At 71.7% G+C, this 14,247-nt stretch carries 8 protein-coding genes; 1 reads left to right on the top strand and 7 read right to left on the bottom strand.

The window, feature by feature from the left end:
• Window positions 1-55: 55 nt before the first annotated feature.
• Together IF30_RS0120680 and IF30_RS41730 are read right to left on the bottom strand one after the other, a co-directional pair.
• The gene (locus IF30_RS0120680; protein ID WP_030240501.1) at window positions 56-238 is read right to left on the bottom strand and encodes a hypothetical protein; all 183 of its coding nucleotides are present in this window, start codon (window positions 236-238) and stop codon (window positions 56-58) included.
• Window positions 239-270: 32 nt separating this feature from the next.
• The gene (locus IF30_RS41730; protein ID WP_078891549.1) at window positions 271-2,718 is read right to left on the bottom strand and encodes a S8 family serine peptidase; all 2,448 of its coding nucleotides are present in this window, start codon (window positions 2,716-2,718) and stop codon (window positions 271-273) included.
• A gap of 547 nt (window positions 2,719-3,265) precedes the next feature.
• On the opposite strand from IF30_RS41730, the gene IF30_RS0120670 reads away from it, so the two are divergent.
• A complete protein-coding gene (locus tag IF30_RS0120670) occupies window positions 3,266-3,979 on the top strand; it encodes an AfsR/SARP family transcriptional regulator (protein WP_030240494.1) in 714 nt (237 codons plus the stop codon).
• 472 nt (window positions 3,980-4,451) lie between these two features.
• Here the strand turns inward: IF30_RS0120670 and IF30_RS0120660 are convergent, their stop codons facing one another.
• The 5 genes from IF30_RS0120660 to IF30_RS0120640 all read right to left on the bottom strand — a co-directional run bounded on the left by IF30_RS0120660 (window position 4,452) and on the right by IF30_RS0120640 (window position 14,243).
• On the bottom strand, window positions 4,452-8,048 hold the full coding sequence (locus tag IF30_RS0120660) for a tetratricopeptide repeat protein (RefSeq protein WP_158835298.1): 3,597 nt from the start codon (window positions 8,046-8,048) through the stop codon (window positions 4,452-4,454).
• Window positions 8,049-8,099: 51 nt separating this feature from the next.
• Window positions 8,100-8,429 (bottom strand): trypco2 family protein, encoded by a 330-nt coding sequence (locus tag IF30_RS0120655; RefSeq protein WP_030240491.1) that lies wholly within the window; start codon window positions 8,427-8,429, stop codon window positions 8,100-8,102.
• A gap of 639 nt (window positions 8,430-9,068) precedes the next feature.
• Complete coding sequence (locus IF30_RS0120650) at window positions 9,069-10,472, bottom strand: glycoside hydrolase family 43 protein (protein WP_030240488.1); 1,404 nt, start codon at window positions 10,470-10,472, stop codon at window positions 9,069-9,071.
• A gap of 286 nt (window positions 10,473-10,758) precedes the next feature.
• On the bottom strand, window positions 10,759-13,179 hold the full coding sequence (locus IF30_RS0120645) for an RICIN domain-containing protein (RefSeq protein WP_051710700.1): 2,421 nt from the start codon (window positions 13,177-13,179) through the stop codon (window positions 10,759-10,761).
• Between the two features lie 44 nt (window positions 13,180-13,223).
• Window positions 13,224-14,243 (bottom strand): LacI family DNA-binding transcriptional regulator, encoded by a 1,020-nt coding sequence (locus tag IF30_RS0120640; protein ID WP_030240482.1) that lies wholly within the window; start codon window positions 14,241-14,243, stop codon window positions 13,224-13,226.
• Between the last annotated feature and the right edge of the window lie 4 nt (window positions 14,244-14,247).

Below are 14,247 nucleotides of genomic sequence, written 5' to 3'. Positions count from 1 at the left end.
CTTCTCTTACTCGTATCCGGGGTCTGTTGGCTCGTCAGGCCGGGGGCCAGGCCCGTCACATGGCCGCGTAGCACATGCTCCGGGCCGGACCGGTCAGCCCGGCGCACGCCGACCGGGACGCTTCGACGCCCGGACCACCGGGCGGGCGGCCGGTTTCGCCCTGGTCGTCCCGCCGGACGGGCGGGGCCAGCACGGGCAGGCAGCGGTCGGGCGTGCGGAGCGTTTCGAGGGTCTTCATGATCCGCCTCCTCCTGGTGGGTGCCGCGGGGCTCAGGACTCGATGAACTGGTGGGCCGGCGCCAGGGTGACGGGGAACTCGTCGCTGACGTCGATCGTGAACAGCATGTTCACCCGTGCGTGCCGCTCGTCCTCCGGGTCGAAGAAGCTCACCCGCACGTCCTGGCAGTCCGAGCCCATGCGGCAGTACGGGCTCTTCGTGACGGAGATGGTGTCGATGCAGTACAGGCTGGGCTTGTCCCGCGCCGAGGTGCTGGGGATGCCCTGACCGAGGAGCATGGCCCGGCTGATGGTCTCGGCGACCGAGAACGCGTTCGTCCCGGCGGCGTTCAGTGCCCGGTCGGCGGAGGTCTGCCCGAGGTTGCGGAACTGGTAGTAGACCTTGTCGAGGAACGCGGTCATGGTCTTCTGGATGTAGTCCACGTCGATCGTCAGGTTCTGCTGGTCGGCCTCCGTCTTGACGGCCTTCACCACGGCGTCCACCAGCTGCTTCTCGTACCAGATGTAGACGCCGCGGCTCTTGACCTCGATGACGGGCACGACCTGCCCGGAGAACAGCCGGACGGTCCGGTCGGTCAGCCGGCCGGGTACCGAGATCCGGGAGATGTAGCCGCCCGCGGTGGCCAACAGGTGCTGGCCGAGGTACGCGTCGCGGAACGACCGGTGGACCATGGACACCGGAGGCGTGGATCCGTCGAGCGACATCAGCAGGTCCGTGAGCTTGCCGGGATCGGCCACGAGCGCCTGCGCCTGGGCCCGGTACCTGACGGGATCGTCGAGCTCCTGCAACTGCTCCGGCGTGCGGCCGGTCCTGAGCAAGGTGTCCAGGGGTGTGTTGGGCCAGTCCATGCCGACCGGGAGTTCGGCCTCCATCGCGTAGACCGGGGTGCTCTCCAGGTTCAGCGTCCAGGTGACCTTGTCGGACGCCCACGGGTTGACCGTCAGGTAGTCGTACAGCTGCTGGGCGTCGTACGGGTTGGCCGGCGATTCGGGCACCGAGCCGCCGGCTTCCTTGCCCTGGACGGGGTCCATCAGCTGGCGGAAGCTGTCCCGGCGGGCCTCGGTCTGGAAGTCCACGCCGACCTGGCCGATCGCGAACACCAGTGGTCGGTCGTTGGTGGAGGCGCAGGACGGCCGGACCCCGCCCTGACAGGCGCACGGGGCCGGGGGCGGCCGGCCGTGGTCGGGCTGGGAGACGACCGGTGCGGGTACGGCCGCCGCCGGGGCGAAGCCGGATGCGGTGGCGCCGGTAGGGACGGGCTCGGGAGGCGGGACGGGGCCGGGGCTCACCGGCGCCGCGCCGGCGGTCACGGCCGGTGCGACGGCCGGGGCAGCAGCCGGGACGATGGCCGGCGCGGCGGCCGTCGCGGCGGCCGGCGCGGCGGCTTCGTACGGTGGGCTCTGCGCGATCGGTGACGCCTGTGCGGTGACGGCGGGAACACTCTCGGTGTCCATGGTGCTGGCTCCCTCGTGCGAGTCGGAAGGGAAGGTCCCGAGCGACGGGGGGACGCCGATCGCGGCGACCCCGGCCTCGGGGGAAGGGGTGGTGCGGACGCCGTCCGCCGTGGTCTCGGCGACCGACCGACGGCCGGTCAGGTCTTCTCGGGTGATCAGCTCGTACGCCCGGCCTGCGTTCAGGTGCCCGACCAGCCGGCGCCGGCACTCGGGCGCCTCGGCGGGCGCGCAGGGCGCGCCGGCCGCGCCCTGCAGAATGGCCCGGCCGGCGGCCTGCGGGTCGGCACGGTGCCCCGCGCGCGCCTGCACGCCGACCAGCAGGGCGGCAACCCCGGACACCAGTGGGGTGGCGAAGCTGCTTCCGGTGAGGGCCATGCGCCCCCCGCCCGGTGCGGCACCCTCGATGCCCTGCCCGGGCGCGAGGACGCCGTTGGCCGCGTACGCGGAGCCCCAGTTGCTCGACTCCAGCGGTTCGCCGCCGGGCCCGGCCGCGCCGACGGCGAGCACCGTCGGGACGGCGGCCGGCACCTGTTCGCAGTCGCAGCCGTCGTTGCCGACGGCCGCGACCACCAGCACGCCGCTCTCGTCGCACAGTCGCAGCGCCCGCTCCAGCATGGCGTCCGCCTGGGCGTCCCGACTGGGCTCGCCGCCGCTGATGTTGACGATGTGCGCGCCCTCCTGGACGGCACGCTCGACGGCCCGTGCCAGGTCGAGCTGGGGCACCCGGCCCTCGCCCGCGTCGGTGAACACCGGGAGGATCAGGCCGCGGCACCGCGGCACGAGGCCGGTCACCAGGCTGCCGGGCCGGCCGAAGAGCAGGCTCGCGACATGGGTGCCGTGCAGGGACATCCGGCCGCCCCCGGCCGGCTCGGTGACGAGCGTGTCGAGCCGGGTGAGGTCGGCCCCGTCGAAGCAGGGGTGTGACAGGTCGACAGGGCCGTCCAGGACCGCGATGCACACGGACGGGTCACCCAGGAGTTCCTCCTCCGGGGCGCGGATGCCGCGCAGCACCGCTCTGGCCTCCATGGGGCATCGCCCTTCTCGGGTGGTCGGGGCCCTTCCCGGCGGTCGGGCCGGCCTGCTGCGAAGCCCGCAGCAACTGCTGAAAGTCAACGAGCCCGGGCGTGCGGCGGCTGTGCTCCGGCGCGTCACGGCGGCGGGCCGGCCGCCGTCACGGCTCCGTCCCGCCGGCGTTGCGGTCGGCACGGCAAAGAGGTGTGATCGTCGCCCCGGGCGGCCACCCGGCCCGGTCCCGCCGTGACGGTCTGTGACCCGTCTCGGTGGCGCCACCCCTCGGAGTCGAGCCGTCTCGTCCCGTCAACGCCCGTGCGATGGTGGGGTGCTGGGCGGTCCCGGGCCGTCCACCGGCGGGTTCGTGACGCTCGGCGACAAGCCTGCGGCACGCCCGGGCGACGGACGCGGGATGCTCCTGCAACGTCCCCGCGACGGTGGCGGAGCACTCGCACGACGCAAAGTGCGCTGTCGAACAAACGCGCTGGTCACGCGGCGCACTCGGGTCCGCAGCGGCTCTGAGGGGGTGCGAGGAACGGTCCGTCGCGGCAGAGTGGGGGTTGTGTTCTGGGATGGTCCGGGCATCGAACTGCTGCGGGGCTTCGAGGCCACCGACGCAGGAGGCCGTGTCCTCCTTCCGGTGAGTGCTCAACACCTGCTGGCGTTCCTGGCCCTGCACGACGACGGTGTCCAGCGCGCCTCCGTGGCCGAACGGCTCTGGCCGGATTCCACGCAGTGCCGCGCGGCAGCGAACCTGCGTGCCGCGCTGTACCATGCGCGGCACGCGGCTTCGGCGATCCCGATCGAGACCGCCGGGCGGTGGATGCGCCTCTCGCCCGCCGTCCGGGTGGACCTGCGCGAGGCGCGCCGCAGCGCGCGACAAGTGGTTGCCGGTCTCAGCCAGTTGCCGGCCAGCTGCGACGAACTGGTGGACGACCTGGCCGCCGAGCTGCTGCCGGGCTGGGAGGAGGAGTGGCTCAGCCTGGAGCGCGAGCGCTGGGATCAGCTGCGGCTGTACGCACTGGAGAGTCTCGCCCGCCAACTGTGCGCCTCCGAGAGGTACTTGGCCGCGCTCCAGACCGCTCTCGCGGCCATCGCGATCGACCCCGTGCGCGAGACGGCGCACCGGGTCGTGGTCGAGGTGCACCTTGCCGAGGGCAACATCGCCAGCGCACTGCGCTCCTACCAGCGGTACCGGTCGTTCCTCCAGCGGGAGCTCAACGTCGCTCCCTCGCCGAAAATGACCGGCCTGGTGCGCAATCTGCTACGGATGTGACGGCGCGTCGGCGCCGTTGCACCCCCGGGTGAGCCCGGTGACGTACGTGGTCGACAGGAGCCCGATCACGCACGTCACCCTGGCGTGATCGGGGATCAGTTACGGACGCCATAGACGACCTGGCCGGAGGTGTGGTCGATGATGCAGGCCTGGTAGGAGTGGCCCGGCCGTCGTAGTACCACGGGGACTGCGCACCGCTGTAGGAGTCCCAGCCGAACCGGCCGTCCAGCAGGGCGAACTCGCAGCGGCCGTCGGTCCGGGTCGGGTCGTACGGCGGGGCACTCCAACCGGTCGGAGCCGGCCTTCTCGGCCAACCTGGCCTGGCTTTCCCACGCCTAGGCCGCCGACCCGGCCCGCGTACTGGACGTGGTCCTGCGCGGGGCCGGCCCCCAGGACCGCGTCCGACCGGCCGACCTCCCGTTCGTCCGTCACTGACGTACGGGCAGGGCCACCGGCGAGGCCGGCAAACCGGTCAGAGCAGATGCGCCAGGACGGCGCGGACCAGGTGCTGGGGCGTCGCCATCGCCCGGGCTTGCTCCTCCGGGATGTCCATGCCGAATACGTCCTCCACAGCCATGACGATCTCCACCATGTCCAGCTCGTCCGCGCCCAACTCGTCGACGAGTCCCTCGTCCGGGCCTATGTCGTCCGGGTCGATCCCGAGTTGCTCGCCGATGATGGCCTTCACCTGGTCCACGGTCTCCAGGATCACGTCGTTGCGCGCCGGCAACGCGACGATCCCGGCGCGCAGTTCCTCCGACGCGGCGAGCAGGTCCTCGTAGGCTCCGGGGTTGGCTGCGGCAAGCGCGCGGTGGAGAGCAAGGGATTCGTCGATGGCGGCCAGACTGGGCCGACGCCGCCCCTGCGTGGCGAGGGCGCGGGCGAGGTGGTGCAGGTTCCTGGCAAGTTCCGCTCGGTGGCGGCCGGGGAAGCGCTCGGCGAGGTCCCGGAAGACGTCGACCGCGCGGATCGCCGTCTGCAGGGCATCGTACGGCCGGTTCAGGTCGGTCAGCCGCATGAACCTCCGGTCGAGTGCCGTCCCGAGTTCCGCCTGGTAGGCGTCGGGGTGGTCCTCCGCCAAGCGCTCGAACATCGTGACGGCCTCGTCGGCGGCTGCCAGTGCCTCTTGGATCCGCCCGACGGCGGCCAGCCTGGCCGACAGGTTGGAGACGAACCGCGCCAGGACCGGCAGATAGGTACCGTGGGGATGGCCCTGGTCCAGCACCCGGTAGGTGGCAACGCATTCCTCGGCCGCAGCCAGCGCCTCCTCGGTCCTCCCGAGCGCCCCCAACTCCACGGCCATGTTCCCGAGGACCATCGCGAGGTCCGGAAGGTGGGCATCCGGGCGGCGCTGGGCCATCGGCCGGAGACTGGCGAGTGCGCTTTCCAGCGCGGCGAGCGACTCCTGCCGCCGTCCCACCGCCGCGAGTCTGGCCCCGTGATTGGCCGTGATCCTGGCGAGCTCGGGGAGGTACTTCTCGGGATCCGAATCCACCAGAAGACGCAAGTCGAACAGCGACTGCTCGACCGCTTCCAGCGCCTCCCGATGCCGGCCCATGACGGACAGTCGGGCGGAGAGGTTGTTGAGCGCCATCGCGAGGCCGTCGAAGGATTCGAGGAGCAGCTCCGCCGTGCTGAGCCGGCCCTCCTCGGACCGGGAGAGGTGAGCGGACAGGTCCTCCGCCGCCGCGTTGTCGGGGAAGATCTCCGAGAACAGGGCCCCGGTGAGCCGGCTGCGGATCCGTACCGAGGTCTCGATCGCCGCGAGGGCCTCCTCGTGCCGTCCGAAGTCGCCGTAGCGGTTCGACAGGTTGTTGAGAGCCTTGGCGTAGTCGCGCAGGTGCGAGGGGTCGCTCATGGCCAGCGTTCGGCTGACCTCGACGGCCTCCTCCACGGCGGCCAGTGCCTCCTCGTGCCGTCCCGTGTTGCTGAGTCTGTTGGACTGCTCGATCAAGGCGTTGGCGAGGAGCGGCAGCCGGTTCGGGTTGCCCGGGGGGATGTCGCGCGTGCGGTTCGCGAGCAGCGTGGCGGCCTTCGCCACCCAGGCCGCGAGGCGCTGGGTGGACTCCGGGACCCAGTCGACAAGGCGTCGCAGTTCGTCCAGCGCGAGCTGGTCACCGGTGATGCGGTCAAATGCCGCCAGCAGCGGGCCGGGGTGCTCGGTCTGGATCGCGACGTCGATGAGTTGCGGAACGAACCTGGTGCCGTTCCGCACGCAGAGGCCGGTCAGCCGGTCGTCCAGGCGACCGCGGACCTCGGGGTAGGCCGCGGCCCGGCTGTAGACGGTCAGCAGTTGTGCGGCCTGCAGGTCGTCCGCCCCCTGCACCAGGCTCTCCGCCAGTTCCGGGTCCTTCTCGAGCCGCAGCCCGACGAACCGCTCGGCCAGCCGGTCGGGGTAGAGGCTTCCCCACAGACGGCCGGGGTCCAGCGACGGGAAGATCGCCACCAGCCAGAGCGCGACGGCCTCCCGTCGGTCGCGTGGCAGGTCGGCCAGCCGGGCCAAGCGCCGCAGGGTGGCCTCCGCCTGCACGCTGTCGGAGGCACCGACAAGCAAGGCTGCGGTGACCGCGTCGTGCAGGGTGGCCTCGAGCATCCCGGTCAGGCCTTCGGAGCCGGCCGTTCGCGTCCAGTAGCGGGTCTCGTGGCCGAGCAGTCGTTCTTCCACGCTCGGGCGCGGCGCGGTCGTGAGGGAACCGGGCCTCTCGGCCTCGTCGAGCAGGTCGGCAAGGGCCGTCATCTGCAGGGTCAGGGCATTTCCCAGGCCTTCTCGGGTGAGCCGCGGAACGGGGAGCTTGGCGGCCACGCGCGGCCAGTTGTGGTGCTCGTAACCCTTGACCCGCGAGAGGCTTCCCGCGAAGGCCCTCGCCGCGTCCTGGTAGGCCGTCAACCGGTCCGGTGGGTCGGGATCGAGCGGGGGGAGGGCAACGTCCGGGGTGCCCTCCAGGTAGCTCTCCGTGATGCTGGTGAGATTCTTCGCCCGGCTCCACCAGTCACCGGCCGTCCGGGCCAGCAGCAGGACCTTGAACGGGCTGGCGCCGCCGTGCTCGGCGGCGGCCTCCACCAGTCCGGCGATCTGGTCGGTGCGCGCCTCCGCGTAGTCGACGACGATCAGGAGCGGCTTGGCGGCGCGCCTCAGGCCACGGAGCTCTGCTGCGGTGGCCCCGGCGCGCAGCCACAGCACGGCCCATTTCTCCTCGGCGAGAGTGCCGGCAAGCCGGCGGGCGATTCTGGTCTTGCCTTGGCCGCCGGGCCCGTGCAGCAGCCAGGCGCCGAACCCGCCCAGGCCGCACCAGGCCCTCAACCGGTCCATCAGCTCGACCCGGCCGCGGAACGGGACCGTCTGCCGGTCCGCCGTGAGCAGCGCCGCCGGTGAGGCCGGACCCTTGTTGAGGGTGGGCTCCACGGCGGCCAGGTCCTGGAACTCCACTGCTTCCAGTTGCGGTCGTCCCCCACCGTGGGTGGCCAGGGCGGCACGGAACGCACGGTCGTGGTGAAGCACGTAGGCAGGGACGACCTTCAGCGCAGCGTGTTCGGAGTGCGCCGACTCCGCGAGGACCACACCGGTCAGCAACCGGTCGCAGAACATCGCACCGCCCGACAGGCCTCCCCAGGGTGAGGTGGCGTCGGACGGCCAGCTCGGCGGGTGCGCACGCAGGTCCATGACGTAGTGGTTGTTGACGAAGCCGGTGCCGGGGTTGAGCAGACCGCACTGCTGACTGGCCTCGACCGCCGTGCCGCGCCGCTGGATCAGCTCGGGCACGCCCCAGGTCTCGCATTCCTGGCCGGGCCGCGTGGTCGCGAGTCGCCCCCAGCGCGCGTCCGGTCCCGACGGCGGCCGCCAGGCGGCGTCGGTCACCACGACCAGAGCGGCGTCGTCGATGTCGCCCGGTGTCCCGCACCACACGCTCACGCCCACGAACTGCCGGTCGCCACCCGGGTGGAAGACCTTCACCCGCGCGCCCTTCCGCGCCACGACGTGCGCCGAGGTCAGGACGAGCCGCAGCCCGACCGCGTACCCCGATCCCCGCCCGCCCGCCCCGGTGACCGCCACCAGCCTCGCCTCGTCCACCACTGCCCCCCAGCCCTCTCAGCCGACCGACTCCCTGCTCCCGCCGCACCGTCAGTGCGGGACGTGCCGACTGGTGTCGCCCGGCCCGTCCTCGGCTCCCAGGGGCCCGCTGATCAGCAGGTCCGCTCCGCTCGCGCTTTTCGGCGTCAGCGTGAACGCGACCCGGTGCGTCCGCCCCCGGGAGACCCCTGCCTCCGTCTCCGCGGAGACCGCCCACAGACGGAATCCGCCTTTCGCCTTGACGTCGGCACGCAGCTCGACCTGGAACTCCATCTCGACGGGCCCTACCGCGAACTGGATCTCCTGGTCCACTCCCTGCGCCGCTGCGGCCAGCAGCTCGTCACGCACTGCCGCTACGGCGTCCACCAGAGGAATATCCATGTACCCCACCCCGACTCTGACACTGCGTCACATCGTTTGCTGGACAGCTTAGGAGCTGGAGCCGGTGCCATGCGGAACAAACCGCGAAGCCTGTCGTGAAGCGGTCCGCGTCGCGCCCGGGCAGACCGCATGGAGCCGCCGCCGGGGTCGGAAGGAACCGCGGCCAGCACGTCACTGCCCAGCGTGGTCAGCGGCGCCGGGTCGAGCGTGTAGCTGTCGAGCGGGTAGCTGTCGAGAGTGGAGCGGACGTACCGCCCGTGCCGGCGGGTAGTCAGCAGACCGGTGCGGCATAGCACCGCGAGGTGCCCGGAGAGCTCCGGGGTGCCAGGCCCCCCGGGTCCCAGGCCTGGGCCAGTTCGCCGGTGGTGTGCGGTGGCCGCTCGGGCCGCCCTGGCCTGAGCGGGACGGGGCGGCCCGTGCGGGCCGCCCCTGGGCGGTCGTGCTACAGGTCGGTGGCGCAGTCGTGGTCGGCCTCGACGTAGTCGCCGTCGGCGAACCGGGTCTCCAGCCAACGGCGGGATCGGCTGGGAGCCCAGCTGTGGTCCTGCCCCTCGCCCGGCTGCCTGCCCGCTGCGGCTTCGAGGTCTGTCGCGGCCGAGCGGCACGGGGCCGTTGGCCGGACGGAGCCGGGAGCGCCGGTCAGTAGCCGACGCGGAAGGTCGCGTCCTGCCGTTCGGTGGCCGTCGAGATCGGGTCGATGCGCAGAACGTAGTTGGAGTGCCGCAGGTACCGGGTCGGGAAGTTGTGCGAGCGGAAGGAGGTCCAGGTCGAGTCCGCCAGGCCGGCCGTGCGGTGGAAGGTCGCGTCCGCCGCGAAGGTCGAGGTTCCGTCGTTGGCGTCGAGTCGCAGCTGGTAGTCGTAGTGCCGCAGGTAGCGGGTGGGGTCGTTGACGGACTGGAAGGACACGGCGGAGCTGTCGGCGAGGCCCGGCACCAGCTTCCACAGGGAGTCGGTGTACGGGTTGAACGGGTACGGGTCGATGCGGCCGACGTTGTCGGCATGGCGGACGTAACGGTCCGGGAAGTTGTACGACTTGAGCCGGTTCCAGTCCGGGGCGCCCCACTTGGCGAGCAGGTTGTCGTACTCGGCGGTGGTGATGGTCGTGATGCCGCAGTGCTTGGAGTTGAGCGGCTGGGTGTAGGTCTTCTGGTCGAGCGGGGTCCAGGTGCCGGCCGCCAGGTCGGTGGTCTGCCAGGCGTAGAAGACGCCGTTGGGCGTGTAGGTGTCGCCCCACATCCAGTAGGTGCCGGAGGTGAGGGATTTGACGACGGTCGGGGCCTCGGTGCCGCCGTGTGAGACGGCCGGGGTGAAGGGCGTGAAGCTGCCCGGGGCGAGCGAGGTGGAGCGGGCGCCCAGCAGTGTCCCGTTCCTGTTGTTCTTGAAGTAGAGGTAGTTGACGCCGTTCACGCCCACCGTCATGTCGCCGTCGATCGCGTCGTACCCGGGGTCGAAGAAGACCTGCGGCGCCGAGACCGTGACGAAGTCGGTGGTGTAGTTGACCATGATCACGTTGTGGCGGCTGGAGTTGACCGACGAGTAGATGATCGCGTACTGGCCTCGGCCCGCGTCCCAGAAGGCCTCCGGCGCCCAGCTGTGGGTGACCATGTCATGCAGCTTCAGCCGGTGGTAGCCGGTGAAGGTGCGCAGGTCGGTCGAGTACCAGACGTGGATGTACTGGCTGTTGTACGTCCAGTCGGTGCCCTTGAGGTCGGTGGCGAGCACCACGAACGTGCCGTCCTGCTTGCGCAGGATGAACGGGTCGCGCAGGCCCGTGGCGCCCTCGGTGGGGGTGACGACGGGGTTGTTCTGGTTCAGCGGCGTCCACTCCAGCGCGTCGCGGCTGACCGCGAGGTGGAGGCCGTAGTCGGTGCCCGCGCCGAGGTCGTTCGACTCGGTGAAGTAGCACATCACGTACGCCGAGTCGGCCGCGTGGGCGGTGCCTGCGCCGAAGCTCAGTATCCCGGTCATCGCCAGGGGAGTGGCGGCGGCCAGGCCGAGAAGCGTGCGGCGTGACGGCTGCGCCGGGTGGGGGGCTGTGCTCATCTGTGACTCCATGGGCGTGCGGGCGCGAGAGGAACGGCTCGGTCGCCGTCGGGAGAGTGTTAACGCTAACAATCCGGCGGACAAGAGAGCTGGCACGCCGTTGCCCAATCGTGACCTGACGTCGCTGTCGACCGTTCGCCAGTGCGGCGTGAGCCCTCCCCTCCCCCGGCTTCCGGGAACCCGCCCGGGAGGACGCCCGGCGGCAGTGTCTCGACTGCCGCCGGGCGTGTGCCCGGCCGGGGCGCGGACCGTGGGGGGAAGTGCCGCGCCGCCGGCCGGGGGTCGGTCAGCCGGTGACCTCGACGACCGAGGTCCGGCGGGCTGGGACGGTGACGGTGGCGTAGGTGTAGGTGACGCCGTCGAGCGTGACGGTGCGGGTCGGCTGCGCCGTCCCGTCGACGGTGATGCCGCTGTGGGTGCCGGCGAACCGGGCCGTCCAGGTGAGGCTGCCGGTGCCGGAGGTGTTGGTCAGGGTGGACTTGGTGACCCCGTCGTGCCGCAGGGTCACGGTGCCGCTGCCGACCGGAATGGAGGTGAGCTGCAGCCAGCCGATGTCCGAGGGCAGGCGGGAGGTGGTGCTCAGGGCGTGCCCGGCGGCGTCCGGCTGGACGCCCAGCAGGCCCTGGACGGTCTGGCCGAGCAGGGTGCAGGCGATCTCGGGGTAGTCGCCGTTGAGGAAGCGCCCGGTGCTGTGCAGCGCGCCGACGCGGTCGTGGACGTACTGCATCCACTTCCAGCCGGTCGCGCCCTGGTTGTGGGCGAAGAACACGTCCGGCAGGTAGGTGGCGGCTTCCAGGTTCTCGGGTGCGCCCGCTCCGGAGGCCTGGGCGTCGATCCAGGCGAGGTAGTCGTTCTGCCGCTGTCCCGGGTCCATGATGCCCTTCAGCGGTATGAACCAGGAGTTCTCCTTGCCCCAGTCGCTGTACGCGGTGCCGTTGACGTCGTAGGCGCGGACGACGTGCGCCGGGTCGGCCGGGTCCACGCTCCACTTGGTGTTGAAGTAGGTCTTCAGGGTGGTCGCCTTGGCCTGGAGCGCGGCGGCGGCGTCGGTGTTCCCCTTGGCCGTCGCCAGCGCGGCGGCGGCCAGGTAGGCCTGGTACTGCGAGGCCACGGCGTCGCCGGATTCGGCGAGCGTGGCGCCGTTCTCGTTGTAGCTGGCGACGCCCTGGAAGATGTCGCCGCTGGTGGCCTGGGCGACCGGGACGCCACCGTTGTCGATCGGGCCGGTGTGCCCGGTGACGTAGGGTCCGACGGTCCCGGCGACGAATCCGGACAGCGCCGGGTCGTCGAGGTAGTCGGTGTCGCCGGTCCAGCCGTAGGCCTCGTTGATCTTCTGGGCGAGCTCGAACGCGGCGGGGAGTTCGCGGACGAATGAGGTCGGGCTGCGGTAGTCGATCGACAGCGGGGTCTTCGCGTCGAAGTTGACCGCCCAGTACGGCATGTGGTCCGGGGCGCCGGCCGCGGAGGACGCGAAGGAGCGGAGCATGGTCTTGTTGGCCGCGTCGAGGCCGAGCAGGTGGGCGCCGACCACCTGGTGGGCGAAGTCCCGGGAGTAGAAGGCCGAGCGGTACGGGTAGCCCGCCCAGTAGGTGGTGGCGTACGTGTCCTGTCCGCTGCCCCCGCTGGTGCGCTCGTCGGCGTTGAGCGGGCCGGTGGCACCGGGCTGGGCGGCGAAGGATTCGGCCTTGGCCCGGGCCCAGTCGAAGAGGGCGGTGACGGTCGCGTTGGAGGAGCTGATCCGCGGGTTGTTGGGGGCGGAGGGCGCGACAGTGACGTCGTCGACGTTGACCCATCCTCCGGGCGCGGAGCCCACCGACACGGTGACGGTGTCTCCGGCGGCCACCCGTACGCCCGGCACGGTGTACTGGGCGTAGACGGCCTGCGCGGGTAGCGTCACGGTTCCCACGGCGACCTCGTTGACCTGCACGGTCAGGGTGCCGCCGGCCGCGCCGGTGGCGATCCAGGCGCCGATGTCGTAGCTGCCGGCCTGTGGCGCGGTGGTGCTCTGGCTGATCCGGTAGCCGCTGCCCGCGTCCAGGTAGGCGAGGCCGGCTCCCCGGTGCGCGTTGTTCCCGGCGGTGCCGGCGTGCGCGGTGAACGTCCAGCCCGTGGTGCCCTGTTCGAAGCCCGGGTTGGCGAAGAGCAGCGGGTCGGCGCGGGTCAGCAGCCACTGCTGGTTGGCGCCGCCGTGGCAGGTGTACTGCTGGATCTGGACGTTCGGGGTGGGGGCGCTGTACGGCAGGTCCAGGCAGAGCGCGCTGTTCTGCGGGTGGATGAGGGTGGCGCCGTTCGCGGTGGCCTCCAGCGTGAACTGTTCGTTCGGGGAGCCGTTGCAGGCGTACTCGATGAGTGCGGCGCCGGGGGCGGTGGAGCCGCCCTGGACGTTGAGGCAGGAGTTGGGGGCGGAGCGGTCGGAGACGGTGTAGCCGCCGCGACCGTTCGGGGTGAGGCGCCAGCGCTGGCCCAGGAGCCCCTGGCAGGGCTGCTGGACGACCGGGGTCAGGTCGGCGGTGGCCGCCCATCTGCCGCCCAGGCACTGGCCGGTGGCCCCGGAGGAGATGGTGTAGGCGCTTCCGGGGACCACCGGATCGCCGGCGGCGTGGGCCGCCCCGGCGGGCAGCAGGTTGAGGGCGCTCGCGGCGACGGAGACCAGGCCCACGTGGGCGTGGGCGCGCAGCCGGGCGCGACGGGGTGCGGGGTGGGGCAACGTATCCTCCGACATCGTTGTGGGAAGGTGCGCCCCCGGCGGCCTCAGGCGGGCGGCCGTCGGGGGTGGTGGGGGGCGGTCGTGCCGCGCACGACGACTTCGGGTTGGAACATCAGTTCGCCGACCGGGACCTGGTGCCCGGACAGCAGACCGACCAGGCCGCGCGCGACCTCGGCCGCCAGCCGGTCCACGGGCTGGCGCACCGTGGTCAGCGGCGGGTCGGTGAACTCCATGAGCGGGCCGTCGTCGTAGCCGATCACGGAGACGTCCTCGGGGACGGAGAGGCCCTGGCGGCGGATCGCGCGGATCGCACCGAGCGCCATCTGGTCGCTCGCGGCGATCACCGCGGTGACGCCCTGGGCCAGCAACTGCTCGGCGGCGAACTGGCCGCCTTCGACCGAGTAGGTCTGGTGGACCACCGGCTGCTCGTCCTCATCGAGGCCGAGCGCCGCCGTCGCGGCCCGGAATCCGGCGACCCTCCGGTCGGCGGGGCGGTTTCCGACCGGACCGGCGGCCATCCCGATCCGGCGGTGGCCGAGCCCGTGCAGGTGACGCACCGACAGTTCCGCGGCGTAGGCGTCATCGGTGGAGAAGGCGACCGAGGGGCTGTCCTCGAAGCGGCCGTTGATGCAGACGTAGGGGACGGGACGGTTCTCCAGGAGCTGGAGCACCTCGGGGTCGAAGTTCTCCAGGGTGTTGCTGGCGGAACAGAAGACGATGCCGCTCGCGCCCAGGTCGAGCAGCGACTTGAGGAAGTCGCGTTCCTGCACGCCGCCCGGCAGCGCAGGGCAGACGACGGCGCGCAGGCCGTGCGGCGCCAGCGCGAGGCCGATCCGCTCGGCCAGCACGCCGAAGATCGGGATCGACAGCCCCGGGGTGATGACCCCGACGATGCCGCCGGTGGCGGTGCCCCGCTCGTAGCCGAGTTCCGCCATGGCCCGCTCGACCACCTGCCGGGTCTTCTGCGAGACCCCGGCCTTGCGGTTGAGCACCCGGCTCACCGTGGCCACGCTGACTCCGGCCCGCTGGGCGACCTCGGTGATCCCGACCTTTTCCTGTTCCACTACT

It is taken from the genome of Streptomyces sp. NRRL S-350 (assembly GCF_000719705.1).
Taxonomy (GTDB): Bacteria; Actinomycetota; Actinomycetes; order Streptomycetales; family Streptomycetaceae; genus Kitasatospora.
This window is presented reverse-complemented; position numbering and strand designations above follow the sequence as displayed.

Coding starts and splice junctions, on each gene's coding strand:
- IF30_RS0120680 (WP_030240501.1), bottom strand. CDS start 238: ATGAAGACCCTCGAAACGCTCCGCACGCCCGACCGCTGCCTGCCCGTG.
- IF30_RS41730 (WP_078891549.1), bottom strand. CDS start 2,718: ATGGAGGCCAGAGCGGTGCTGCGCGGCATCCGCGCCCCGGAGGAGGAA.
- IF30_RS0120655 (WP_030240491.1), bottom strand. CDS start 8,429: ATGGATATTCCTCTGGTGGACGCCGTAGCGGCAGTGCGTGACGAGCTG.
- IF30_RS0120650 (WP_030240488.1), bottom strand. CDS start 10,472: ATGAGCACAGCCCCCCACCCGGCGCAGCCGTCACGCCGCACGCTTCTC.